Source organism: Nocardia sp. KT25-26, from assembly GCF_056627695.1.
The window spans coordinates 2,659,317-2,683,187 of the sequence record NZ_CM152813.1 but is presented as its reverse complement, the minus strand read 5'-3'; the positions used below and the strand labels follow the sequence as shown (position 1 = coordinate 2,683,187).

20 protein-coding genes and 1 riboswitch are annotated in these 23,871 nt (G+C 71.7%); of the genes, 7 read left to right on the top strand and 13 right to left on the bottom strand.

The genetic code is table 11. The annotated features are described in order from the left end of the window. Nucleotides 1-43 precede the first annotated feature (43 nt). Together aztC and aztB are read right to left on the bottom strand one after the other, a co-directional pair. The gene (aztC, locus tag AC1HFH_RS12165) at nt 44-949 is read right to left on the bottom strand and encodes a zinc ABC transporter substrate-binding protein AztC (protein ID WP_480247551.1); all 906 of its coding nucleotides are present in this window, start codon (nt 947-949) and stop codon (nt 44-46) included. Continuing rightward, on the bottom strand, nt 946-2,937 hold the full coding sequence (gene aztB, locus AC1HFH_RS12160) for a zinc ABC transporter permease AztB (protein WP_480247550.1): 1,992 nt from the start codon (nt 2,935-2,937) through the stop codon (nt 946-948). Before aztB ends, aztC begins: the two co-directional genes overlap by 4 nt. Before the next feature lie 51 nt (nt 2,938-2,988). On the opposite strand from aztB, the gene aztA reads away from it, so the two are divergent. Then, nucleotides 2,989-3,672 (top strand): zinc ABC transporter ATP-binding protein AztA, encoded by a 684-nt coding sequence (gene aztA, locus AC1HFH_RS12155; protein WP_480247549.1) that lies wholly within the window; start codon nt 2,989-2,991, stop codon nt 3,670-3,672. Between the two features lie 149 nt (nt 3,673-3,821). On the opposite strand, the gene AC1HFH_RS12150 is transcribed toward aztA, so the two are convergent. The 3 genes from AC1HFH_RS12150 to AC1HFH_RS12140 form a co-directional block, all read right to left on the bottom strand. Beyond that, entirely contained in the window at nt 3,822-4,373 is a 552-nt protein-coding gene (locus AC1HFH_RS12150) for a hypothetical protein (RefSeq protein WP_480247548.1), read from the bottom strand. Nucleotides 4,374-4,484: 111 nt separating this feature from the next. After that, on the bottom strand, nt 4,485-8,168 hold the full coding sequence (gene cobN / locus AC1HFH_RS12145) for a cobaltochelatase subunit CobN (RefSeq protein ID WP_480247547.1): 3,684 nt from the start codon (nt 8,166-8,168) through the stop codon (nt 4,485-4,487). Nucleotides 8,169-8,198: 30 nt separating this feature from the next. Continuing rightward, nucleotides 8,199-8,321: riboswitch (cobalamin riboswitch) on the bottom strand. Between the two features lie 98 nt (nt 8,322-8,419). Beyond that, nucleotides 8,420-9,094, bottom strand: a complete 675-nt coding sequence (locus AC1HFH_RS12140; protein ID WP_480247546.1) for a hypothetical protein — start codon at nt 9,092-9,094, stop codon at nt 8,420-8,422. Nucleotides 9,095-9,287: 193 nt separating this feature from the next. On the opposite strand from AC1HFH_RS12140, the gene cobG reads away from it, so the two are divergent. The 4 genes from cobG (at nt 9,288) to AC1HFH_RS12120 (ending at nt 13,404) form a co-directional block, all read left to right on the top strand. Then, complete coding sequence (gene cobG / locus AC1HFH_RS12135; RefSeq protein ID WP_480247545.1) at nt 9,288-10,532, top strand: precorrin-3B synthase; 1,245 nt, start codon at nt 9,288-9,290, stop codon at nt 10,530-10,532. A 63-nt stretch (nt 10,533-10,595) separates the two neighbouring features. Beyond that, nucleotides 10,596-11,228, top strand: a complete 633-nt coding sequence (locus AC1HFH_RS12130; RefSeq protein ID WP_480247544.1) for a precorrin-8X methylmutase — start codon at nt 10,596-10,598, stop codon at nt 11,226-11,228. Next, on the top strand, nt 11,225-12,814 hold the full coding sequence (gene cobJ / locus AC1HFH_RS12125; protein ID WP_480247543.1) for a precorrin-3B C(17)-methyltransferase: 1,590 nt from the start codon (nt 11,225-11,227) through the stop codon (nt 12,812-12,814). The genes AC1HFH_RS12130 and cobJ overlap by 4 nt, the downstream gene beginning before the upstream one ends. 59 nt (nt 12,815-12,873) lie before the next feature. Next, nucleotides 12,874-13,404: a PadR family transcriptional regulator gene (locus AC1HFH_RS12120; RefSeq protein ID WP_480247542.1), complete on the top strand. Its 531-nt coding sequence runs from the start codon at nt 12,874-12,876 to the stop codon at nt 13,402-13,404. On the opposite strand, the gene AC1HFH_RS12115 is transcribed toward AC1HFH_RS12120, so the two are convergent. The 4 genes from AC1HFH_RS12115 to dprE2 all read right to left on the bottom strand — a co-directional run bounded on the left by AC1HFH_RS12115 (nt 13,392) and on the right by dprE2 (nt 16,844). Continuing rightward, nucleotides 13,392-14,147, bottom strand: a complete 756-nt coding sequence (locus AC1HFH_RS12115) for a cobalt-precorrin-6A reductase (RefSeq protein WP_480247831.1) — start codon at nt 14,145-14,147, stop codon at nt 13,392-13,394. The two genes, AC1HFH_RS12120 and AC1HFH_RS12115, sit on opposite strands and share 13 nt — an antisense overlap. After that, nucleotides 14,144-14,746 (bottom strand): DUF8020 domain-containing protein, encoded by a 603-nt coding sequence (locus AC1HFH_RS12110; RefSeq protein WP_480247541.1) that lies wholly within the window; start codon nt 14,744-14,746, stop codon nt 14,144-14,146. The genes AC1HFH_RS12115 and AC1HFH_RS12110 overlap by 4 nt, the downstream gene beginning before the upstream one ends. 86 nt (nt 14,747-14,832) lie before the next feature. Beyond that, nucleotides 14,833-16,092 (bottom strand): precorrin-6y C5,15-methyltransferase (decarboxylating) subunit CbiE, encoded by a 1,260-nt coding sequence (gene cbiE / locus AC1HFH_RS12105; protein WP_480247540.1) that lies wholly within the window; start codon nt 16,090-16,092, stop codon nt 14,833-14,835. Further along, nucleotides 16,089-16,844 (bottom strand): decaprenylphospho-beta-D-erythro-pentofuranosid-2-ulose 2-reductase, encoded by a 756-nt coding sequence (gene dprE2 / locus AC1HFH_RS12100; RefSeq protein ID WP_480247539.1) that lies wholly within the window; start codon nt 16,842-16,844, stop codon nt 16,089-16,091. The genes cbiE and dprE2 overlap by 4 nt, the downstream gene beginning before the upstream one ends. A 96-nt stretch (nt 16,845-16,940) precedes the next feature. Between dprE2 and AC1HFH_RS12095 the strand changes: the two genes are divergently transcribed. Next, on the top strand, nt 16,941-17,324 hold the full coding sequence (locus AC1HFH_RS12095; RefSeq protein ID WP_480247830.1) for a TIGR03618 family F420-dependent PPOX class oxidoreductase: 384 nt from the start codon (nt 16,941-16,943) through the stop codon (nt 17,322-17,324). Between the two features lie 21 nt (nt 17,325-17,345). Here the strand turns inward: AC1HFH_RS12095 and AC1HFH_RS12090 are convergent, their stop codons facing one another. Next, on the bottom strand, nt 17,346-17,924 hold the full coding sequence (locus AC1HFH_RS12090; protein WP_480247538.1) for an N-acetyltransferase family protein: 579 nt from the start codon (nt 17,922-17,924) through the stop codon (nt 17,346-17,348). A gap of 49 nt (nt 17,925-17,973) precedes the next feature. Beyond that, nucleotides 17,974-19,101, bottom strand: coding sequence for a M24 family metallopeptidase (locus tag AC1HFH_RS12085; RefSeq protein WP_480247537.1), 1,128 nt, complete (start codon nt 19,099-19,101; stop codon nt 17,974-17,976). Between the two features lie 60 nt (nt 19,102-19,161). On the opposite strand from AC1HFH_RS12085, the gene AC1HFH_RS12080 reads away from it, so the two are divergent. Continuing rightward, a complete protein-coding gene (locus AC1HFH_RS12080; RefSeq protein WP_480247536.1) occupies nt 19,162-20,169 on the top strand; it encodes a 5'-3' exonuclease in 1,008 nt (335 codons plus the stop codon). Between the two features lie 119 nt (nt 20,170-20,288). Here AC1HFH_RS12080 and AC1HFH_RS12075 read toward each other — a convergent pair whose 3' ends face one another. After that, the gene (locus AC1HFH_RS12075; protein WP_480247535.1) at nt 20,289-21,068 is read right to left on the bottom strand and encodes a DUF4333 domain-containing protein; all 780 of its coding nucleotides are present in this window, start codon (nt 21,066-21,068) and stop codon (nt 20,289-20,291) included. Nucleotides 21,069-21,162: 94 nt separating this feature from the next. After that, nucleotides 21,163-23,868, bottom strand: a complete 2,706-nt coding sequence (locus tag AC1HFH_RS12070; protein ID WP_480247534.1) for a DEAD/DEAH box helicase — start codon at nt 23,866-23,868, stop codon at nt 21,163-21,165. Nucleotides 23,869-23,871 lie beyond the last annotated feature (3 nt).

The following is a 23,871-nucleotide window of genomic DNA, read 5'->3' as shown; positions in this document are numbered from 1 at the left end:
TCGTGAGGTCTACGGGTTCTCGGGGGCACCGGGTTCTCGGGGGTCACCGGGGTGACAGGCCGCGGACGATGGCGTCGGTGTTCGCGCGCATCATCTCCAGGTAGGTGGAAGCGCCCCCGCCGGGTTCGGTCAGCGATTCGGTGTGCAGCCCGACGACCCGCACCTGCAGCCCGGCCTGTTCGGCGAGGGCACCGGCCAGCCGGTCGGGGCGCGCGGCATCGGTGAAGATCGCGGTGACGCCTGCGGACCGGATGGTGGCGGCGAGGTCGGCCAGATCGGCGGCGCTCGGTGAGGCAAGGGTGGTGCCGCTGGGGATCACCGCGCCGAGCACGGTGAAGTCGTACCGGTGTGCCAGGTACCCGAAGACATGGTGGTCGGTGACCAGCCGCCGCTGCTCCGGGGTGAGGGAGGTGAACCGGTCACCCATCCAGGTGTGCAACTCGTCCAGTTCGGCCAGGTAGGCGGTGGTGTTCTGCTCGACGCGGGTGGTATCGACACCGTCGACGTGGTCGAGCACCGAACGGCTGATGCGCTCGACGGCCCTGCGCATCCGGACCGGATCGGTCCAGAAGTGCGGGTCCGGGCCGGTTCCGCCGGCTCGGAACTCGATCGGATCGATCTCCGGTGCCACGGCCAGCGCGGCGGTACCGGCGGCGACGGCCGCATCGACATGTCGCTGCATGCCCTCTTCGAGTCCGAGTCCGTTCGACACGATCAGCGCTGCGCGGTCCAGTTCGGCGGCCTGCCGAGCCGACAGCGCGAACTGGTGCGGGTCGGCGTTCGGCGGCATCAGCACCGTCACCCGGGCGGCGTCACCGACGATGCGGCGGGTGATATCGCCCAGGATATTGGTGGTGACGACGATATCGGCGGGTTCGTCCCCGGCCGCGCAGGCAGCGGAGGTGAGCAGTACCAGGGCGGCGAGGCAGCTGCGGAGCAGGGTCTTCATCGGCCGGTCTCCGTGATCAGCGAAGGCGCCACGTCGAGCCGGAAGGTCCGGGCGGTGCGCAGGTCGTCGGCGTAGTCGATTTCGGAAACGACGCCGGCGGCAGGGTCGTTCAGGTAGGCGCGTTCGGTGTCGGCGCGGATCGTCGGCGGCGGGCCGGCCGGTACCGGTCCGGCGAGTACTGCGTTGCGGGCGGTCTCCGCACCGGTTCCGGGGTCCAGGGAGCGCAGCACACCGTCACCGGTCAGGACCAGGACCTCCGGGCCTGTTCCCGTGGCGGTGATCGCTGCGTCGGCGTCCAGGAAAGCCCAGGTCCGGGCGGTCACGTCCAGGACCCGCACCTCGCGGTCACCGGCGACGGCGGCCAGCGTGGTGCCTCCGGTCCGGAATTCGAATCGGATCGGCTGTTCCGCCACCGGTTCCGGGTACGGGATCGGCGCCGCCTCGAACCGCCCCGCCGTCTCGCCGACCAGGACTGCACCGCCGGTGCAGGCGAAGACCACGCCGCGGCGGGTCCGCGCCGGACTGTGCGGGTCCGGGCATTCGGCGGCGATCTCCGGCACCGGGTCGCCGTCGCGGGTTCGTACCGTGACCGAGCCGTCGCGACCGGCGACCACCAGGTGACCGGCGAACGGCACCGCGAGTCCGGTGACGGTGCCCCGTTCGGCTATCCGCCCGTCGGTGAGGGCGGCACGGTCCAGCAGCAGGGTGGCGTCCGTCGAGATCAGCGCCGTCAGCTCGGAATCGCTGTGCACGGCCTGCAGTTCCGCGTGCTCGACGGCACCGGCGGTGCGGATCGGCGCCCGGTAGTAGTGCGCATGGTCACCGTGGTCGACGGTCCAGCCGCCGCTGTCCACGATGTGCACCCCGTCGGCCGTGCTCAGGAAAGCGAACCGGCCGTCGTCGTGGATCGCGTGCGGCGCCGGGATCTCGTCGACTCCGGTGATCTGCTCGGTGATCAGGTCGATCACCCGGACCGCGCCGGTTTCCGCGTCCGCGACGACCAGGCGGGTCTGTGGTTCGGTGGTCTCCTCGGCACCGGCGACGAACCCGTGCGGCTGTTCGGTACTCGCCGGGCCGGATTCGGTGCCGCCGGTGCCGCATCCGGCGACGAGGGTGAGCGCGGCGAGCAGCGGAAGCCACGCGAAGACGTACGCGTTCGCGCCCGATCGGCGGATCCTGTCCCGGAGCCCGGCCGCCAGCGCCGAGACGAAGAACGCACCGACGGCGACACCGGCGATGGTGGCGCCCGCCGCGGTCCCCGCATACCAGGAGACGAGCAGTCCGGTGACGGTCGCGCAGGCACCGATCAGCGCGGACAGTGCCATGATCGCGGGAATCCGGTCGGCCCAGTAGGTGGCTGCCGCCGGCGGCGCGATCAGCAGCCCGAACACCAGCAGGGTGCCGACCACTTGGAAGGTGGCCACGATGGCGAGGGTGACCAGGCCGAGCAGCGCGGCATGCGCAATCCGGGGCCGCAACCCCAGGGTGAGCGCCTTGCGCGGATCGAAAGCCAGCGCGACGAACGCCCGATGCCCCAGGACGGCGACCACGATGGCGAGCACGAGTGCGACGGCCAGGGTGACCAGGTCGCGGTCCCGGATCGCCAGGACGTCGCCGAACAGGAACCCCGTCACATCGACGGCGAACGATTGCGAGCGCGATACGACGATCACTCCGAGCGCCAGCATGCCCACGAACAGCAGGCCGATCCCGATGTCCGGGGAGAACCGGGGATTGCGGCCGAGCGCGGTGACACCGAAGGCCATCGCCGCGGCGCTCACCGCCGCTCCCAGCATCAGCTCGACGCCCAGCAACGAGGCCACCGCCACCCCGGGCAGCATGCCGTGCGCCATGGCGTCGCCGAGAAAGGCCATGCCGCGCACCACGATCCAGGTTCCGGCAAGGGCACAGATCAGCGAGACCAGCAGCCCGCCGTACAGCGCTCGCTGGATGAACGACACCTCCAGCGGGGCGAGCAACCAATCCATGAGGCGACACGCTATTATGAAAATGATTTTCATACCAAGTTAGGTGAGATAATGCACACCCTCCCCGAGCCGGCCGTTCGCATCGACAATGTCTGTGCCGGCTACCCCCAGCGGACGGTGCTGCAGCACATCTCGGCGACCATCCCGGCCGGGTCGGTCACGGCACTGTCCGGCCCCAACGGATCCGGGAAATCCACCCTGCTGGGGGTGCTCGCCGGTATCCGTCCGGTGACACACGGCCGGGTCGATCGCAACGGCCACCGCCCTGCCCTGGTCGTCCAGCGTTCCGCTGTCGCCCCGACCCTGCCGATCACCGTGCGTGAGACGGTCGCGATGGGCCGCTGGGCCCACCGCGGTCCCTGGCGCCGCCTCACCCGCACGGACCGGGCCACGGTCCGGGACTGTATGCAGCGCATGGGAATCGACCATCTCGCCCGGCGACCGCTCGCCACCCTGTCCGGCGGTCAGCGTCAGCGCACGCTGCTGGCCCAGGCCCTCGCCCAGGAGTCCGGGCTACTTCTGCTCGACGAACCCGCCACCGGCCTCGATGCCGCCGCCCAGCAGGAGATCTCCCGGCTGATCGCCGAGATCGCCGCCGGTGGCGTCACCGTCGTCCAGGCCACCCACGACCGCACCGAAGCCCGGCGCGCCGACCACTGCCTGCTGCTGTCGGACGGCCGTCTCGTCGCCGCCGGAGCGCCGGACGACGTTCTCGCCGCCGAATTCGCCCGCTGACCGGCCCCTGCGCCGCCCCACCCGGCCGACTCCGAGGCGGTCGATCGATTCGGGCAGCAGGGCGGGCAGCGGTTCGCCTGCGTCGCGGCCGCGGGAACCGGTACGGGCGAAGACCGACCGCAGCATCGTCCGGGGTCGGCAGCGCCGGTTCAGGAGCTCAGCCGGACCCAGGTGCCGGCGGGGCCGGTGCATTGCAGGAACGGGATGTATCCGCCGCCGCCGATCTCGGAGCGGTGTTCCGCGCAGTTCCAGGAGCTGCCGTCGGCGAGGGTGACCGTCTCGGTGGACCAGCTGTCGGTTCCGGCTGCTTCGTGCAGCGGGAGGTAGGCGTCGAGGACCTCGGTGGCGGTGCTGCACGGGTCGGTGGCCGCAGGCTGGTAGGTGAAGACAGCCAGACCGTTGTGGCCGGTTCCGCACGGTGTCGGGTCCGATGCCGGTTCGGGCTCCGGCTGCTCCGGTGCGGATGTGGGCTGCTCGGATTCCGGAGCGGGCTGCGGTTCGGTCCGATCCGGATCGGGGGCGCCCGGTGCCGGTACGTCGGTGGTGTCGCCGGGTCGGGTGGGGTCGGTCGCGGACTCCGGGGCGGTGACGGTCGTCGGGGCCGGTCCGTCACTCTGCTCGGATTCCGTGCAACCCACCGTTACCGCGACGACCAGGGCGCCGATGGCGATTCCGGCCGACCGGACCATCGAGTTTCGCATGTCACGACCTCACTCTCTGTTCGCTGCCCTGCCGCGGCCCGGGCGGGCGGATCGACGAAACAAGATCGTGGTGCGGGGTGGTGGCCGTTAACCACCGCCCCGGCACCGGGGTCACTCCAGTTCGCCCTCGGCCTCCAGATAGACCTGCCGCAGCCGGTCCAGGGTCTGCTGGTCGGGTTTCTCCCACATGCCGCGTTCGGCGGCCTCCAGGAGGCGTTCGGCAATGCCGTGCAGGGCCCACGGGTTCGACTGCTCCATGAACTTGCGGTTGGTCTCGTCGAAGACGTAGCTGTCGGTGAGCTTTTCGTACATCCAGTCGGCGACCACGTTGGTGGTGGCGTCGTAGCCGAACAGGTAGTCCACCGTGGCCGCCATCTCGAAGGCGCCCTTGTAGCCGTGCCGGCGCATCGCCTCCAGCCAGCGCGGGTTCACCACGCGGGCCCGGAAGACGCGAGTGGTCTCCTCGGAGAGGGTGCGGGTGCGCACGGCGTCGGGTCGGGTGGAGTCGCCGATGTAGGCGTCCGGGTTGCGGCCGGTCAGGGCGCGCACCGTGGCGACCATGCCGCCGTGGTACTGGAAGTAGTCGTCGGAGTCGGCGATATCGTGTTCGCGGGTGTCGGTGTTCTTTGCGGCCACCGCGATCCGCCGGTAGGCGGTGCGCATGTCGTCGGCGGCGGGGGCGCCGTCGAGATCGCGGCCGTAGGCGTAACCGCCCCAGGCGGTGTACACCTCGGCGAGGTCGGCGTCGGTGCGCCAGTTCTTGGAGTCGATCAGCTGCAGCAGTCCGGCACCGTAGGTGCCGGGTTTGGAACCGAAGATGCGGGTGGTGGCGCGGCGGGCGTCGCCGTGCTCGGCGAGGTCGGCCTGCGCGTGGGCGCGCACATAGTTCACCTCGGCGGGCTCGTCCAGTTCGGCGACCATCCGGACGGCGTCGTCGAGCAGCGCCAGGACGTGCGGGAAGGCGTCGCGGAAGAAGCCGCTGATCCGGACCGTGACGTCGATGCGGGGCCGGCCGAGTTCGGCGGTGTCGATCACTTCCAGGCGGGTGACGCGGCGGCTGGCCTCGTCCCAGACCGGCCGGACGCCGAGCAGCGCGAGGACCTCGGCGATATCGTCGCCGGAGGTGCGCATTGCCGAGGTGCCCCAGATCGACAGGCCCACCGACGTCGGGTAGTCACCGTGGTCGGCGCGATACCGGTCCAGCAACGAATCGGCCATGGCGCTGCCGGTTTCCCAGGCCAGCCGGGACGGCACCGCCTTCGGGTCGACGGCGTAGAAGTTCCGTCCGGTGGGCAGCACGTTGATCAGGCCGCGCAGCGGGGACCCGCTCGGCCCGGCCGGCACGAAACCGCCGTTCAGCGCGTGCAGCACCCGGTCGATCTCGACGCGGGTCTCCCGCAGTCGCGGCACCACCTCGGTCGCCGCGAACCGCAGCACCGCCCGCACCGCAGCCAGGCTGGCCGCGCGCTCGTCACCGGTGACCTCGGCCGCACCGTCGAGCACGGCGGTCGCGTAGTCGTCGACGAGCCGGTCGACGGCTGCCGCCGACCAGTCCTGCGCCTGCAGTGCACCGAGCAGTTCCCGGGCCCGGCTCTCCACGACGTCGACGCGTTCCCGGGATTCGTCGCCGGATTCGCTGAGCCCCAGCGCTTCCCGCAGGCCGGGAACGTGCTGTTCGCCGCCCCACAGCTGGCGGGCCCGCAGCATCGCCAGCACCAGATCGAGTTCGACGTCGCCGGCGGGGGCCTGGCCGAGCACGTGCAGTCCGTCGCGGATCTGCACATCCTTGATCTCGCACAGCCAGCCGTCGACGTGCAGCAGCATATCGTCGAAGACCTCTTCGTCCGGCCGTTCGGTCAGGCCGAGGTCGTGGTCCATTTTCGCGGCCCGCATGAGGGTCCAGATCTGCTGCCGGATGGCGGGCAGTTTCGCCGGATCCAGGGCGGAGATGTTGGCGTGCTCGTCGAGCAGCTGTTCGAGGCGGGCGATATCGCCGTAGGTTTCGGCGCGCGCCATCGGCGGGATCAGGTGATCGACCAGGGTGGCGTGCGCGCGGCGCTTCGCCTGGGTGCCCTCACCCGGGTCGTTGACCAGGAACGGGTAGATCAGCGGCAGGTCACCCAGGGCGGCGTCGGTGCCGCAGGAGGCGGACATGCCGAGCGTTTTGCCGGGCAGCCATTCCAGGTTTCCGTGCTTACCCAGATGCACCATGGCGTCGGCGGCGAAGCCGTCCGGGGCCGACAGCCATCGGTAGGCGGCCAGGTAGTGGTGGCTGGGCGGCAGATCCGGATCGTGGTAGATCGCGACCGGGTTCTCACCGAAACCGCGCGGCGGCTGCACCATCAGCACGATATTGCCGAATCGCAGTGCCGCGATGACGATCTCACCGGCCGGGTCGGCGGACCGGTCCACGTACAGTTCTCCCGGCGGCGGACCCCAGGCCTCGACGACGGCGGTGCGCAGATCCTCGGGCAGGGTGTCGAACCATGCCGTGTAGGTGGCCGCACCGATCCGGATCGGGTTGCCCTCCAGCTGTTCTGCCGACAGCCAGTCGGGGTCCTGGCCGCCCGCGGCGATCAGGGCGTGGATCAGCGCGTCACCGTCGCCGGTGTCCAGGCCCGGGATCTCCCCCGCGGCGCCGAGGTCGTAGCCCGCCTCGCGCAGGGCGGACAGCAGCGCGATGGCGCTGGCCGGAGTGTCCAGGCCGACGGCGTTGCCGATCCGAGCGTGTTTGGTCGGGTAGGCCGACAGCATGACGGCCAGCCGCTTGTCGGCCGCCGGCAGGTGCCGCAGGCGGGCGTACCGGGTGGCGATGCCCGCGACCCGGCCGGCGCGTTCCGCATCCGGGACGTAGGTGGCCAGACCGTCCTCGTCGAACTCCTTGAACGAGAACGGCACCGTGATGATGCGGCCGTCGAATTCGGGGACCGCCACCTGGGTGGCGACATCCATCGGGGACAGCCCGTCGTCGTTGGCCTCCCATTGCGCCCGGCCGGTGGTCAGGCACAGGCCCTGCAGGATCGGCACATCCAGGGCGGCGAGCGCGGCGACGTCCCAGGCCTCGTCGTCACCGCCGGCTGCGGCGGTGGCGGGTTTGCTGCCGCCGGCGGCGAGGACGGTGACGATCAGGGCGTCGGCCTGCCGGAGGGTGTCCAGGAGTTCGGGTTCGGCGGTGCGCAGCGAGGCGCAGTACACCGGCAGGGCCCGGGCCCCCGCGTCCTCGACGGCACGGCACAGCGCCTCGACGTAGGCGGTGTTCCCGGCCAGCTGCTGGGCCCGGTAGTACACCACCGCGACGGTGGGTGCGGCCGCGGCGGTCTCACGGGGCTCCCGGTCGAGCACACCCCAGCTGGGCAGCTGCACGGGCGGTTCGAACCCGAGGCCGGTGAGCAGCACGGTGTCGGACAGGAAGTGATACAGCTGCCGGAGGTTCTCCGGGCCGCCGGCCGCGAGGTAGTTGTGTGCGTCGGCCGCGACGCCGACCGGGACGGTCGAGCATTCCATCAGTTCGGCGTCCGGGGCGATCTCGCCGCCGAGCGCCACCATCGGCACCCCGCTGTCGCGGACCGCGGCCAGACCGTCCTCCCAGGCCCGTTTGCCCCCGAGGATCCGCACGATCACCAGGTCCACACCGTCGAGCAGGGCCGACAGCTCGTCCGGCGCGTCCTTCGCACCTTCGCCGGGCACCACCGGGCTCCCGACGAGCAGCCGGGCGGGATTGGCCCACCGGTAATCGGCGCCGCTGGCACGGGCGCTGAGCAGATCGGTATCGGAAGTGGACAGCAGCAGGATCACAGGGAACCTTCCTCGGGTGACGCGCCCATCGGGGATCGGTGCTCGCCGGAGAGGGTCTGGCTGTGGACAGTGGCGCGACCGCACCGGAATCGCACCGGTTTCCTCGTCGCCCGCGAGCCTGCTCGGCGGAGGTCCACCGAGCACGGCCGATCGTACTGGGCATCACCCGAGCCGGGTCGGCCGGGCACAGGGCCCGGCGAGCGGCCGGGGACCGGCCCGCTCCCGGCACCGGCGGCCGAGAACACCCCGGATCAGGGGCGGACCGGCTCGGTCCCGATCGCTGTTCGTTCGGGGGAACCGGTCGCCAGGGCGCGGTGGACGTTGTCGATCACCGAATCGGCGAGGGCATAGTTGCCGGTGCCGCCGATGACGGCGCCGATACCGGCCGGAATCACCGAGCCGAAGAGCAGCAGAGTGCGCCGGACCAGGTAGTTCACCACGAAGCGTTTGGCGGGTGAGTCCGGCATCCGGGACAGGACCGGGACGTGGTCGACGACCACGGCGAGCCAGCCCTTCGACGTGTGCCCGGCGGTCTGTTCCAGGGTGGCGGTACCGGCCGAGCCGAGAATCACCCGGGAGACCAGCTGCTGCCGGATCGGGTCGTCGTCGGCCACCCGGTAGGCGGTCGCGGCGCCGCCACCGAACAGGGCCGAGGCCTCCAGGAACAGGGCGGTGTCGGCGGTCGAGGCGGCGATCCCGAGCAGGGTGCCGACCCCGGGCACTGCCGCGGTGAGACCGACCGTCACCCCGCTCGCGGTGACCACGAGCCGGTACCGGCGTTGCAGCCGCGCCACGATCTGCTGCGCGGAGTCCTCCGGGTGGCGGTCCGCCAGCCAGGTCACATACCGACCGGCCAACGGCAGCTGCGCCTCGGCAGCCTTGTCCAGGACCGTCACGAAACCCTTGTCGAACATTTTTCGCAGCATGCGCAACCTCCGGCCGAGCGGGCGGCACCCAGCCTAACGGGGACCTCCGGCCGAGTCGCGACGACGCGCGGTGGCACGACGGCCCGGCAGAACACACGTCGCGAGGGCCCGGCGCTGCAACTGCCGGACCGCGCAGGCCGGTGGTGCCGCCGCTCTCTCGGCCGGCGGGCACCGGTCGTAGGCTGGACAGATCATGACCAGAAGCGCCCCCGACTCCTGCCCCGGCATCCTGCGGTTGCATCAGGCGGCCGACGGCCCCCTCGCCCGCGTCCGGGTCCCCGGTGGGCGCCTCGGTGCCGAGGCGATGCAGGCGCTGGCCGAGGCCACTCGCGATCTCGCGGACGGGAACCTCGAGCTGACCTCCCGGGGCAATGTCCAGCTGCGGCAGGTGCGGGACGCCGCGGAACTGGAACGCCGGCTCGCCGCAGCCGGGCTGCTGCCGAGCCGTACCCACGAGCGGGTCCGCAATATCGTCGCGTCGCCGCTGTCCGGCCGGGTGGGCGGCTGGACGGACGTGCACGTGCCGGCGGCCGAACTGGACCTGCGGCTGCAACGGGAACCCCGGCTCGCCGAGCTACCGGGCCGGGTACTGTTCACCCTGGACGACGGCCGCGGCGATGTGAGCACGCTGCGCGGCGATATCGGTATCCAGGCGGTCGGGCCGGACGAATTCGCTCTGCTGCTCGCCGGGACGGACACCGGAATCCGGGTGGCCGCCGATCGGGCGGTCGACGTGATGCTCGCCGCCGCGCACGGATTCCTCGATGTCCGGGGCGAGGACGCCACCGGACAGTGGCGGCTGCACGAGATCGACGGCGGGGCGGAACGGGTCACCGAGATCCTCGACCTGTCCCCCACGGCCGCACCCCTGACGCCGGGCACCCGGCACGAACTGCCGATCGGCTGGCTCACCCAGGACGACGGCCGGGTGAGCCTCGGCGCCGGTGTCCGCCTCGGCACCCTTCCCGCTACCACGGCCGAGTTCCTGGCCGCCATCGAGCGGCCGATCCACCTCACCCCGTGGCGCAGCCTGGTGATCACCGACCTCGACGAGGGTCCGGCCGAAACCGTCGTACGGGTCCTCGCCCCGCTCGGCCTGATCTTCGACGCGGCCTCACCGTGGCTGCAGGTCAGCGCCTGTGCCGGGCTGCCCGGATGCGCGAAATCCCACACCGACGTCCGGGCCGACCTCACCGCCGCCGTCGAATCCGGCCGCGTGCTGCCGGGCACCGGCCCGGACATCGATCCGGACGGTGCGACCGGGTCGGATCCCGAGCTCGTCGCCGACGCGGACACCCATGCCGCCGAGGAGATCACCCGCGCCGGCCGGCAGCACTGGTCCGGCTGCGATCGGCGTTGCGGGCGTCCTCGCGGCGCGGTGATCGATGTGATCGCCACCGAACACGGATACCGCATCGAAGAGCACGACCGGGGATGAGCCGTCCGGTCCGGGCCAACCCGGCGGCGGAGGTGCCGACGACCGGGTTCTAGGGTTGTCCGCATGTCCGCACGCACCAGCTATCTCACCGATGGGGCCGAGATCTATCGGAACTCCTTCGCCACGATCCGCGCGGAAGCGGACCTGGCCGGGTTCCCACCCGATCTGGAGCGGGTCGCGGTGCGGATGATCCACGGCTCCGGACAGGTCGATCTGGCCGGCGATATCGCCTATTCGCCCGGCGTGGTGCGGGCCGCGCGCGCGGCCCTGCAGGCGGGCCGCCCCATCCTGTGCGATGCGAACATGGTGGCGGCCGGTGTCACCCGCAAGCGGCTGCCCGCCGACAACGACGTCCGCTGCCTGTTGACCGACCCCCGGGTTCCGGGGCTGGCGCAGGAGCTGGGCACCACCCGGTCGGCGGCCGCCCTGGAACTGCTGCGCGACCGGCTCGACGGTGCGGTGGTGGCGATCGGCAATGCACCCACCGCCCTGTTCCATCTGCTCGACATGCTCGATCGCGGTGCGCCGCGCCCCGCGGCGATCCTCGGGATCCCGGTCGGCTTCGTCGGCGCCGTGGAGTCCAAGGAAGCCCTGATCGAGTACGGCGATATCGAGTACCTGACCGTCCGGGGCCGGCGCGGCGGCAGCGCCATCACCGCCTCCGCACTGAATGCGATTGCGAGCGAACAGGAATGACCGGCACCGAACCCGCCCGGACCACCGGAAAACTGTGGGGCATCGGGCTCGGCCCCGGCGACCCGGAACTGGTGACCGTCAAAGCCGCGCGCCTCATCGGCGAGGCGGATGTGATCGCCTTCCACAGCGCCCGGCACGGTCGCAGCATCTCCCGGGGCATCGCCGCGCCGTACATGCGGCCCGGGCAGCTCGAGGAGCACCTGATCTACCCGGTCACCACCGAGACCACCGACCATCCCGGCGGCTATCAGGGCGCCATCGACGAGTTCTACGAGCAGGCCGCCGAACGGCTGGCCGGACATCTGGCGGCCGGGCGTACCGTGGCCCTGCTGGCCGCAGGGGACCCGCTGTTCTACAGCTCCTATATGCACATGCACCGGCGCCTCGCCGACCGGTTCGAGGCCGAGATCGTTCCCGGCATCACCTCGGTCAGCGCGGCCTCGGCGGCCTTGGGCACCCCGCTGGTGGAGGGTGAGCAGGTGCTGACCGTACTGCCGGGCACCAGGCCCGCGGACGAACTGGCCGACCGGCTGCGCACCAGCGAGGCGGCAGCGATCATGAAGCTGGGCCGCACCTACCCCGGGGTGCGGCAGGCGCTCACCGATTCCGGCCGGCTCGACGACGCCTACTACGTGGAGCGCGCCAGCACCGGCCGGGAACGGGTGTGCGCGGCCGCCGAGGTCGACGACGCCGACGTCCCGTACTTCTCCATCGTGGTGGTACCCGGGCCCCGGCCGACCACGCCGCTGCCCGGCCGGGGCGGTCGAACCGCGGCACCCGCCGTACCGGCACCCAACGGGACCACCCACCTCACCTCCGGTGCAGCCGACGCTCCGGGCGAGGTCGTCGTCGTGGGGCTGGGGCCGGGTGCTGCGGAGTGGACCACCCCCGAGGTGCGCGCGGCCCTGGACCACGCCACCGACGTGGTCGGCTACACCACCTATATCGATCGCGTCCCGGTGCGGCCCGGCCAGCGCCGGCATGCCAGTGACAACCGGGTGGAAGCCGAACGGGCGACGATGGCCCTGGATCTCGCCGCCCGGGGGGCGCGGGTGGCGGTGGTCTCGTCCGGCGATCCGGGTGTTTTCGCCATGGCCGCCGCGGTGCTCGAGGTGGCTGCCGAACCGCGCTGGCGCGAGGTGCCGGTGCGGATCCTGCCCGGCCTCACCGCGGCCAATGCCGTGGCCAGCCGGGTGGGTGCACCGCTCGGACACGACTATGCGATGATCTCGCTGTCGGACCGACTGAAGCCGTGGGATGTTGTCGCACAACGCCTTTCCGCGGCCGCAGCCGCCGATATGGCCATCGCGATCTACAATCCGGCGTCCTCGCAGCGACGCTGGCAGGTGGGGGCGATGCGCGAGGTCCTGCTCGAGCACCGTTCCCCGGCGACCCCGGTGGTGCTGGGCCGTGACGTGGGTGGTCCCACCGAATCGGTACGGGTCACCACGCTCGCCGATCTCGACCCCGCCGAGGTGGATATGCGCACCCTGCTGATCGTCGGCGCCTCGACCACCACGGTGTTCGACACCGCCGGGGGGACCCGCGTGTTCACCGCCCGCCGATACGACGCGGCGCGCCGGTGACCGGTTCGGGCCACACCCGGTAACATTCCAATTTGGAAGCTCGTTCGAAGGGAGTGGAGTTGACCGAAACCTCGACCCGACGCCGCCCGCTGAACTCCACGGCAGCCTCGCTGCTGGGTTTCCTGCACGAAGGGCCGATGTCCGGCTGGGACCTGGCGACCACCGCCCAGCATCGGATCGGGGACTTCTGGACGATCACCCAGAGCCAGGTCTATCGGGAACTGACCACGATGGATCAGGCGGGCCTGGTCGAGAAGGGTGAGCGGGGCGCGCGGGAGCGCACCCCGTACCGGATCACCGAGGCCGGCCGGACGGCGTTCGCGGAGTGGCTGGCACGCGATCCCGGCCCGGAGACCATCCGGATGCCGTTGCTGCTCACCCTGTCGTTCGGCGACCATCTCGAACCGTCCCAGCGCAACCAGCTGATCGCAGTCAACCGGGATGTGCACCAGGACCGGCTGGACCGGTACCAGGACATCGATATCGACGCGCTCTCCCCGCATCAGCGCGCCACCCTGGAGTTCGGCATCACCTACGAACGCGCCGTGCTGGACTGGTTCGACCGGCTCCCCGCGATCTACCGGGGCTGACGAACGCCGCCGCGGGTCCGCAACCAGGCCAGCGCCGCATCGACGCCGGCGGCGGACGCCACCCCGGCCGGTGGTGCCGGCCGATCCACCATCACCACCGGCACCCCGGCGGTGCGGGCGGCGTGCAGTTTGGCTTCGGTGAGTGCCCCGCCGCTGTCCTTGGTGACCAGCAGGTCGATGCGTTCCTGCGCCAGCAGCACCAGTTCGTCGTCGAAGCCGAACGGCCCGCGGGCCAGCAGGATCTCCCGATGCGGCGGCAGCGGGCCGGTCGGCGCATCGATGGCCCGGATCAGGAACCACTGCGCGGCGCAGGCCGCGAAGGCACCCACGCCCTGACGGCCGATGGTGAGGAACACCCGGGTGCCCCGGTCGGCGACCTCGGCCGCCGCGGCCGCCAGGTCGGGCACCCGCACCCAGTCGTCACCCGGCTGTGGCTGCCAGCCCGGGCGGCGTAACTGCAGCAGTTCGGTGCCGACGGCGGCACAGGCCTGCGCGGCATTCGCACTGATCGTGGCCGCGAACGGATGGGTGGCGTCGACGACGGCGTCGACGGCATGGTCCTGCAGCCAGGTGCGCAGGCCGTCGGCACCACCGAAGCCGCCGGTCCGGACCGCTCCGGGCGGCAACTGCGGGGCCCGGACCCGGCCGGCCAGCGAGGAGACCACCTCGAGATCGGGCTGCTCGCCCGCCGCCGCGGCCAGGGCCCGGGCCTCGGCGGTGCCGCCCAGGATCAGGATCCTCAGGGCTGCCCGCCGAAATAGGCGGCACCGGCGTCCAGCAGCGAGGGGCCACCGGCGACCAGCAGACCGATCACACCACCGATGATGGCGCCCGGAATGATGGTCACGACACCGATGGCGCCCAGCAGGGCCCCGATGATCGCACCCACCAGTGCCCCGGTGGACGCGCGCTGCAGTTCCGCCATGAACCACTGCTGGGCACTGATGTCCTGGGCGGCGATCTCCCCGGCCGCCGGGGTCAGCTTCAGCGTGGTGCCGTCGGCGCCGATCTCGGCGGCGATCGGCGTGGCCGCACCCGCCACGGTGCCGGTCAGCGGAATCTGTGCGAGGGCGGTGCCGGCGTCGTTGCGCAGCGTGACGGCCCGCTCGCCGGCGTCCAGCCGGAAGCTGCCGCCGGTCACGGTGGTCAGCACCGAACGACCGTCGTCGGCGAGCCCGGCCACATAGGACACGCCGCGGTCGGTGCCTTCGACGGTCCGGGGTGCCTGCTCGGCGGTGACGGGCGCCGGTTCCACCGCCGGTGCGGCGGTGACCGTGCCCGCGGTGATCCCGGTGGCGGCGACGGCCAGCAGCGCCGTGGCGCCGATCTTCGCGTACTTCATGAAACTCTCCATCGAAACGTGCGATACGCCGGCATTCGCCCGCGATCGGGCCCGACCCTACTCGGCCGGGCTGCCGAAATCACGGTTCAGCAACGAATCGACCACTGCGCCACCGGGAGCTGCGGCCGCCAGGTGGTGAATCCGCCCAGTGGTTCGCCGCGATAGATCTGGAATTTGCGCAGGGCGCCGCCGTGTTCGGCGGCCGCCGAGGTCAGCAGGGCCTCCGATTCGGCGGTGACGGCGTTGGCCACCAGCCGCCCGCCGGGCCGCAGCTGCCGCAGGCATTCGTCCAGCAGCCCGGCCCGGGTCAGGCCGCCGCCGATGAACACCGCGTCCGGCCGGCGCAGGCCGTGGTCCGGACGCCCGAGTTCGGTCAGCACCTCGCCGCGGACCCGGATCCCGGGTACGCCGAGCGCCGCCGCATTCCGGGCGATCTGCTCGCGGCGAGCCGGCACCCGTTCGAAGGTGGTTGCGGTGCAGGCCGGATCGGTCCGGCACCATTCGATGGCGATACTGCCGGAGCCGCCGCCGACATCCCACAGCTGCTCCCCCGGTGCCGGGGCCAGCGCCGCCACGGTGAGCGCCCGCACCTCCCGCTTGGTCAACTGTCCGTCGCCGCCGTACAGCTCGTCGGCAAGGCCCGGCAGCCGCGTCGTCCGGGGGTGGTCCGCGTCCGCGACGCATTCGACGGCGACCAGGTTGAGCCGGTCACCGGGAGCCCGGTCCCAGCTGCGCGCGGTACCGGTGCTCAGGTGTTCGCGCGGTCCGCCGAGTTGTTCCAGCACGGTCATCCCGGAGTCGCCGAAGCCGGCGCCGGTCAGCAGTTCGGCGATCGCCGCGGGCGTGTCCTGATCGGCGCTGAGGACCAGGAGCCGCCGGCCTTCGGTGAGTTCGGCGAGCACCGTGACGGGATCGCGGCCCACCACACTGATCACCGGGGTCTGCGCCAGCGGCCACCCGAGCCGGGCGCAGGCCAGGGATGCCGAGGACGGCTGCGGGAGGACCCGCAGCGCGGCGGCGCCCAGCAGGTTCGCCAGGGTCACCCCGATTCCGTAGAACATCGGATCACCGCTGGCCAGCACCGTGATCCGCCGATCGGACCACTGCCCGAGCAGGTCCGGCAGTGCCGGCAGCAGCGGGGTCGGCCAGGGGACCCGCCGCGCGGGCGAATCCGGCACCAGGGCGAGCTGCCGGGCCGAGCCGAACAGCACCTCGGCCTCGGTGACCGCCTGCTGCGCCGCCGCACCCAGTCCGGTCCACCCGTCCGCCCCGATCCCCACCACCGACACCGGGTACCCGGGCCGCAGCGCAGTCCCGCCTGCGTGGTCGGCCGGTGTTCCGCTCATCGCGGCATCCGCCGCCAGATCGGCTGCGGCAGCAGGCGCAGGACGAAGAACACCGGCCGCAGCCGGCGCGGCACCCACACCCGGGACGCGCCACGACGCAGGGCGTGGACCACCGCGTCGGCGACCTGCCCCGGGGTACTCGACATGGGTGCCGGGTTCATCCCTTCGGTCATCCGGCCGATCACGAACCCGGGTCGCACCAGCAGCAACCCCACACCGCTGCCGTGCAGGGCGTCACCGAGGCCGCTCGCGAAACCGTCCAACCCGGCCTTGGCGGAGCCGTACACGTAATTGGCGCGGCGGACGCGGACACCGGCCACCGAGCCGAACACCACGAGCTGCCCGGAACCGTGCGCGCGCATCAGGTTCGCCAGCGTGGTCAGCACGCTCAGCTGAGCGACGTAGTCGGTGTGCACCACCGCCACCGCATGGGCCGGGTCCCGTTCGGCACGTGCCTGATCACCCAGGACGCCGAAGGCGAGGACGGCCACTCCGAGCGGCCCGTGCTCGGCCACGATCTTCTCCAGCAGCCGCTGGTGGCTGTCCAGATCGTCGGCATCGAACTCGACCGGGTGCACGGCGGTCGCGCCCGCGGCACCGACCCGGCGGGCTTCCTCGGTCAATGCCTCGCTGCGCCGGGCCGCGAGGATCACCTCCCGGCCCGGGGCCAGCCGGCAGGCCACTTCCAGACCGATCTCACTACGCCCGCCGAGCACCAGGACCGGCCCCGGCGGGATCCCACGCTTTCCCATGGCCACAGTCTTGCACCCGGCCGGGAACGGCCATCGGCTACCGTCGGTACCGTGCCTGCCACCACCGAGTCCGCCGCCGGGAATGCCGCACCCGTCATGACGTTGTCCGCAGCGGCCGCCGAGTTCGTCGCCGAACGCCACCTGGCTACGCTGACCACCCTGCGGGCGGACGGCACCGCGCATGTGGTGCCGGTCGGGTTCACCTGGGACCCGGACGCCGGCCTCGTGCGGATCATCACCGACGGCGCCTCGGCCAAGGCCCGCAATGCGCGGCGCCGCGGCTACGGGGCGGTCGGCCAGGTCGACGGCGCCCGCTGGATCACCCTCGAAGGCGCCGCGACGGTGCTGGACGATCCTGCCGAGGTGGCCGACGCCGAACGCCGTTATGCGCTGCGGTACCGGACGCCCCGGGCGAACCCCACCCGTGTCGTCGTGGCGATCCGGGTCCACCGGGTGCTGTCCGGCCGGGCGCTGAAGTAGCCGGGCCGACCGGATCGGTCGTCAGAGTAACTGCCGACGCATCAGGATCCGGGGAAAGCCGTTCAGCACGGAGGTGGTGTCGGCGGCCTTCCGGAATCCGGCCGCTTCGAAGAGTCCGCGGGTCCCCACATAGGCCATGGTGAGATCGACCTTCGCACCCCGGTTGTCCACCGGATATCCCTCGATCGCTGGGGCACCGCAGGAGCGAGCGAAGTCGACCGCACCGGCCAGCAACTGGTGCGCGATGCCCTGTTTGCGGTGCCCGGGCCGCACCCGCAGGCACCACACCGACCACACCGCCGCGTCGTCGACGTGCGGGATCCGGCGGTTGCCGGCGAAGGAGGTGTCGGCCCGCGGATGCACGGCGGCCCAGCCCACGACCACACCGTCGTCCCGATAGGCCAGCACACCCGGCGGCGGGTCGGCGGCACACCATTCCCGCATCCGCGCACCGCGCTCCGGACCGCGCAGAGCCTGGTTCTCCTTCGACGAGGTGAGCCGGTAGGTCAGGCAGAAGCAGACATTCGAGCCGGGATTCTTCGGCCCCACCACGGCCGCGACATCGTCGAACACCGTGGCCGGGCGCACTACGATCGCCATGCTCCCCAGCATGCCACCGCGGTGCCGCTGTGTCCGCCCGGCACCCGTGTCACAACACGGTCAGCCCGTGCGGGCGCTTGTTCATCGCTTCGGCGCCGTCCTCGGTCACCACGACGATGTCCTCGATCCTGGCACCCCACTGCCCGGGGAAGTAGATGCCCGGTTCCACGCTGAAGGCCATTCCGGCTTCCAGGGGCAGATCGTTGCCCGCCATGATGTAGGGCTCCTCGTGGACGGACAGCCCGATACCGTGTCCGGTGCGATGTACGAAGGCCTCGCCGAGGCCGGCCTCCGCCAGCGGCGTGCGCGCCGCCGCGTCGATATCCGCGGCGGTGGCACCCGGACGCACCGCGGCGACGGCCGCTGCCTGTGCGGCCTCCAGCACCGCGAAACGGTCGGTCACCTGCCGGGCCGGGGCACCGAGTACATAGGTCCGGGTGCAGTCGGAGTAGTAGCCCGGCGCCACCGGCCCACCGATATCGATCACCACCACATCGCCCTGCTCCAGCACCCGGTCGGAGAATTCGTGATGCGGGTCGGCGCCGTGCGGACCGCTGCCGACGATGACGAATGCGGCCTCGGTGTGGCCTTCCTCGACGATCGCAGCGGAGATGTCGGCGTGCACCTCGGCCTCGGTGCGGCCGGGGCGCAGCCATTCGCCCATCCGGGCGTGCACCCGGTCGATGGCAGCGCCCGCCCGGCGCAGCGCCGCGATCTCGGCCTCGTCCTTGACCATCCGGAGCCGCCGCAGCACCGGGGTCGCAGATACCGGCAGTGCGCCGAACGAACTCGCCAGCGGCAGCAGGTGCAGTGCGGGCATGGCATCCGCGACAGCCACCCGGGAACCGGCGTGCAGCCGGGCGGTGACCAGACCGTACGGGTCGACACCGTCGACCCAGTCCACGACCTCCAGGCCGAGTTCGGATACCGCGGAATCGGCCAGCGCGGCGAGCTCCAGTTTGGGGATCACCACCGACGGTGTGGCACCGTCCGCCGGGACGATCAGGCAGGTCAGCCGCTCGAACGATTGTGCCGCCGAACCGATCAGAAAACGCAGATCCGGGCCCGGGGTGATCAGCAGTGCGTCGAGATGCGCGGCACGCAACAGCTCCACCGCCCGCTCGAGCCGGTCACCGTACACGTTCGCCGCGAACCTGGATTCCGTGTGCGCGCTCATAGTTCGCGAGCGTACCGGTCGTTGCGGCGCGGCACCGGCAGGCGTGGGAGGATTCGCCGCATGAACGAGCGAACCACGGAGGCAGCCGGACGGACCGTTCGCACCGGAACCGGGCACCGGCCACTGCTGTTGCTCGACGGTGCGAGTCTCTGGTTCCGGGCCTACTACGCCATCCCCGACAAACTGCGCGCGCCGGACGGCCGCTCGGTCAATGCGGTGCGCGGCTTCACCGATATGGTGGCCTCGCTGATCACCCGCTTCGGGCCGGATCGGCTGGTGGTCGCCCTGGACCTGAACTGGCGGCCGCAGTTCCGCGTCGACCTGGTTCCCTCCTACAAACAACACCGGCTGGATACCGCGGCGGGCGCCGCGCCCGGCAGCGAACAGGTGCCCGATACCCTCACCCCGCAGGTGCCGATGATCCTCGAGGTCCTCGACGCGGCCGGAATCGCCACCGGTGGCGCCGACGGCCTGGAGGCCGACGATGTGCTGGGCACCCTGGCGAGCACCGAACGCATCGACGAGACCATCGTGGTGAGCGGCGACCGCGACCTGCTGCAGCTGGTCCGCGACGATCCCGCGCCACCGGTACGGGTGTTGTACGCCGGCCGGGGCCTGGCCAAGGCGGAGCTGTTCGGTCCGGCAGAGGTCGCGGCGAAGTACGGGGTGCCGGTGGTGGCCGCGGGACCGGCGTACGCCGATATGGCGACGCTGCGCGGGGACGCGTCGGACGGGCTGCCCGGCGTGGCCGGGATCGGCGACAAGTCCGCCGCCCAGCTGATCTCCCGGTTCGGTTCCCTCACCGCACTGATGGCCGCCGTCGACGACCCGGCAGCCGACCTCGCCAAGGGAGTGCGCGCGAAGCTGGCGGCCGCCCGCGACTACCTGACCGCGGCGGCACCCGTCGTGCAGGTGGTCCGCGACGCAGATGTGCAGCTGTCCCGGCCGGATCTGCTGCCGGAGTCCCCGGCCGACCCCGACCGGCTCGCTGCGCTCGCCGAGCAGTACAACGCCGAAAGCCCGGTCACCCGGCTCACCAAGGCGCTGGCAGCACCCCGCAGTGACTGATATCGCGCCGACGGGCACACCGCCGAGACCGCCCGACGGTGGCGGACGCGCTTCGAGCCCTCCCTGGCCGCGCCCCGGTTTTCGATTCGGGGCGCGGCCGCGGGGCTACCGGAGTGCGATCAGCTGGGGCGGCCGACCTCGTAGGTACCGTCGTCCTTGGTGACCTTGATGGTGACCTGCTTCTCCTCGCCGCTGACCAACAGGTCACAGGTGAAGGTGTGGTCCACCTCGACCTGCTGGCCGGACGGGCAGGACACGTCGGCGACGTCCTCGATGCCGTAGGAGTCCTGCAGCACCTGCTGCACACCCTGCTGCACCGCACCGGCATCCAGTTCGTCGGATGTGGTCAGGAACAGGATCAGCGCGACCACGCCGGCGACCACGACGACGCCGACCGCGATCAGCCCGATCAGCAGGCCCTTGCCCTTCTTGGCGCCCCCGGCGGGCTGCTGACCGAGGGCCGGCACCTCACCCCACTGCTGCTGCGGCTGACCGGGCTGCTGCGGCTGCTGACCCCACTGCTGCGGCTGACCCTGGCCGGGCTGCTGGCCCCACTGCTGCTGGGCCTGCGCCGCCTGGGCGTTCCAGTCCTGGGGCGGCGGCTGGGTCTGCCCCCACTGCTGGTGGGGCGCGGTCGGCTGCGGCGCGGCGGGCGGCTGCTGACCCCACTGCTGCTGCGGGCCGGTCGGCTGCGGCTGGCCCCACTGCTGCTGCGGCGGCTGCGGGACCTGCTGTTCACCCCACTGCTGGGTCGGCTGGGCAGGCTGCGGCGGCTGCGGCACCTGGCCACCCCAGTGCTGGGTCGCGTCCGCGCCACCGGGCGCGGGCGGATTGCCCCAGTGCTGGGTGGGATCGTTGTTTCCCTCCCCGGGGCCGTTCGGTCCGTACGGGCCGCTCATCCAGTTGCCTCCACTCGCATTGTCGTTCACACGGTAGCCCCCCGCGCCAGGCACGGTCGGTACGCGAAGGAAATCAAATCACACCTGCCCGACGTCAGGCAGCGTCGACCGCGACGACACCCCGGCGTACGGCCCGGACCGCCTTGGCCGCCGCTTCGGCCACCTCGGGGTCGTCCGCGGTGCCGTGTACCTGGTCCAGCAGGTCGATCACCTGCCGGCACCACCGGACGAAGTCGCCCGCAGGTAGCGGCGCACCGTGCTCACCACCGGCCAGCAACGACTCGGCCAACCCGTCACCGCGGGCCCATTTGTACACCGCGTCCACGAACCCGGGGTCGGGTTCCCGGGTCGGCGGCAGACGGTGCCGAGCCTCGTCCTCGCGCAGCGTCGACCATACGCCGAGGGTTGCGGCGAGCGCGCGCCGGATCGGCGGCGTCGGACCGGTGACCCCGACGAACGAGGTGTCCTGCCGGGACTCGTAGACCAGTGTCGACACCACGGCGGCCAGTTCGGCGGGGCCGAGTCCGCGCCACAGTCCCTGCCGGAGGCATTCGGCCACCACCAGATCGCTTTCGGCGTAGATCCGGGCCAGCCGGCGCCCGTCCGCGGTCACCTCGCCGTCGTCGACGAATCCGCGTTCGGCCAGCAGGCCCACGATCCGGTCGAAGGTGCGGGCGAGGGAGTTGGTGGTGGCGGCAACCTTGTGGCGCATCGACTCGGTGTCCCGCTGCAACCGCTGATACCGCTCCCCGATCCGGCTGAGCTGTTCCCGGTCCGGCCGGGTATGGGCCGGATGATTGCGCAGCGTGCGGCGCAGCGCGGCGAGTTCGTGGTCCTCGCCGCCGCGGACCCGGTCGTTGCGATGCCGGCGGCCGGGCGCCGCGATACCGGTGCTGCGCAGCGCCGAGGCCAGATCCCGGCGGGTGCGGGCGGTGCGGTGGTCGACGCGTTTGGGCAGCCGCATCCGGCCCAGCGACTCCGCGGGCACGGGGAAGTCCGCCGCCGACACCCGGCCGGCCCACTTGTCTTCGGTGAGCACCAGCGGCCGGGGGTCGCCCGGCGTGGCGTCCGGTTCCAGGATCACCGCCAACCCGGCGCGGCGGCCGGACGGAATAGCCACCACGTCACCGCGCCGCAGTGCGGTCAGCGATTGCACGGCCGCGCCCCGGCGGTCGGCCCGGCCCTGCTGCTGCAGTTTGCGTTCCCGCTGTTTGATCCGGTCGCGCAGGGACAGGTACTCCAGGAATTCGCTGCCGGCGCCGCCGAGCCGGCTCTCCAGCTTGCGCAGGGCTGCCTCGTTGCGTTCGATACCCCGTACCAGGCCCACCACCGAGCGGTCCGCCTGGAACTGCGCGAACGATCGTTCCAGCAGTTCCCGGGCCTCGGCGGCGCCCATCCGGTCGATCAGGTTGATCGACATGTTGTACCCGGGCCGGAACGAGCTGCGCAGCGGGAAGGTCCGGGTGGAGGCGAGCCCGGCCACCGCACTGGTGTCCACCTCGGGTTGCCAGAGCACCACCGCGTGGCCTTCCACGTCGATGCCCCGGCGGCCGGCCCGGCCGGTCAGCTGGGTGTACTCGCCCGGCGTCAGCTCGGCGTGCGATTCGCCGTTGAACTTCACCAGCCGTTCCAGCACCACCGTCCGGGCCGGCATGTTGATGCCCAGCGCGAGGGTCTCGGTGGCGAAGACCGCGCGCACCAGACCCCGGACGAAGAGTTCCTCGACGGTGTGCCGGAACGCGGGCAACATGCCGGCATGGTGCGCAGCCAGGCCGCGGTGCAGGGCCTCCCGCCACTCCCAGTAGCCGAGCACCTCCAGATCGCCGCGGGGCAGATCACCGGTGTGCCGGTCGATGATCGCGTCGACCTCGGCGGCGTCCTCGGGCCGGCCCAGATCCAGCCGGGACCGCACGCACTGGGCCAGGGCGCCGTCGCACCCGGCACGGCTAAAGATGAAGGTGATCGCCGGCAGCAGGCCCTCGGAGTCCAGCCGGGCGAGCACCTCCGGCCGGGGCAGCGGCCGGAAACCGCTGCGGCCACCCCGGCCGCCGCGGCCGCGCGGCCCCCCGTAGCCGTGCATCCGGTCGGCGGCCTCGCGCTGCCGGATGAACCGGACCAGGTCCTCGTCGACAACCACCTTCTGCTGCGACGATTTGGTGTCGAACAGGTCGAACATCCGCTTGCCGACCATGACGTGCTGCCACAGCGGCACCGGCCGGGTCTCGTCCACCACGACGGCGGTGTCGCCGCGCACCGTCTCCATCCAGGCACCGAATTCCTCGGCGTTGGACACCGTCGCCGACAGGCTCACCAGCCGCACATCGGGCGGCAGATGCAGGATCACTTCCTCCCAGACGGCGCCGCGGAACCGGTCGGCCAGGAAATGCACCTCGTCCATCACCACATAGGACAGGCCGCGCAAGGCGTCCGAGGAGGCGTAGAGCATATTGCGCAACACCTCGGTGGTCATCACGACGACCGGCGCTTCCGGATTGATCGACTGATCGCCGGTGAGCAGCCCGACCCGGTCCCGGCCGTACCGCTCGGTCAGGTCCGCGAACTTCTGGTTCGACAGCGCCTTGATCGGCGCGGTGTAGAAGCATTTGCCGCCGGAGGCCAGCGCCATGTGCACCGCGAACTCACCGACCACGGTCTTCCCCGCCCCGGTGGGCGCGCACACCAGCACGCTGTGGCCGTCTTCGAGGGCGGTGCAGGCGGTGCGCTGGAACGGGTCGAGATCGAAGTCGAGCTCGGCGGCGAAATGCGTCAGCTCACTGATCCGCGCGGGGGAATCGGTCACTCG

Coding starts and splice junctions, on each gene's coding strand:
- aztC (WP_480247551.1), bottom strand. CDS start 949: ATGAAGACCCTGCTCCGCAGCTGCCTCGCCGCCCTGGTACTGCTCACC.
- aztB (WP_480247550.1), bottom strand. CDS start 2,937: ATGGATTGGTTGCTCGCCCCGCTGGAGGTGTCGTTCATCCAGCGAGCG.
- aztA (WP_480247549.1), top strand. CDS start 2,989: ATGCACACCCTCCCCGAGCCGGCCGTTCGCATCGACAATGTCTGTGCC.
- AC1HFH_RS12150 (WP_480247548.1), bottom strand. CDS start 4,373: ATGCGAAACTCGATGGTCCGGTCGGCCGGAATCGCCATCGGCGCCCTG.
- AC1HFH_RS12140 (WP_480247546.1), bottom strand. CDS start 9,094: ATGCTGCGAAAAATGTTCGACAAGGGTTTCGTGACGGTCCTGGACAAG.
- cobG (WP_480247545.1), top strand. CDS start 9,288: ATGACCAGAAGCGCCCCCGACTCCTGCCCCGGCATCCTGCGGTTGCAT.
- AC1HFH_RS12130 (WP_480247544.1), top strand. CDS start 10,596: ATGTCCGCACGCACCAGCTATCTCACCGATGGGGCCGAGATCTATCGG.
- cobJ (WP_480247543.1), top strand. CDS start 11,225: ATGACCGGCACCGAACCCGCCCGGACCACCGGAAAACTGTGGGGCATC.
- AC1HFH_RS12110 (WP_480247541.1), bottom strand. CDS start 14,746: ATGAAGTACGCGAAGATCGGCGCCACGGCGCTGCTGGCCGTCGCCGCC.
- cbiE (WP_480247540.1), bottom strand. CDS start 16,092: ATGAGCGGAACACCGGCCGACCACGCAGGCGGGACTGCGCTGCGGCCC.
- dprE2 (WP_480247539.1), bottom strand. CDS start 16,844: ATGGGAAAGCGTGGGATCCCGCCGGGGCCGGTCCTGGTGCTCGGCGGG.
- AC1HFH_RS12095 (WP_480247830.1), top strand. CDS start 16,941: ATGACGTTGTCCGCAGCGGCCGCCGAGTTCGTCGCCGAACGCCACCTG.
- AC1HFH_RS12090 (WP_480247538.1), bottom strand. CDS start 17,924: ATGGCGATCGTAGTGCGCCCGGCCACGGTGTTCGACGATGTCGCGGCC.
- AC1HFH_RS12085 (WP_480247537.1), bottom strand. CDS start 19,101: ATGAGCGCGCACACGGAATCCAGGTTCGCGGCGAACGTGTACGGTGAC.
- AC1HFH_RS12080 (WP_480247536.1), top strand. CDS start 19,162: ATGAACGAGCGAACCACGGAGGCAGCCGGACGGACCGTTCGCACCGGA.
- AC1HFH_RS12075 (WP_480247535.1), bottom strand. CDS start 21,068: ATGAGCGGCCCGTACGGACCGAACGGCCCCGGGGAGGGAAACAACGAT.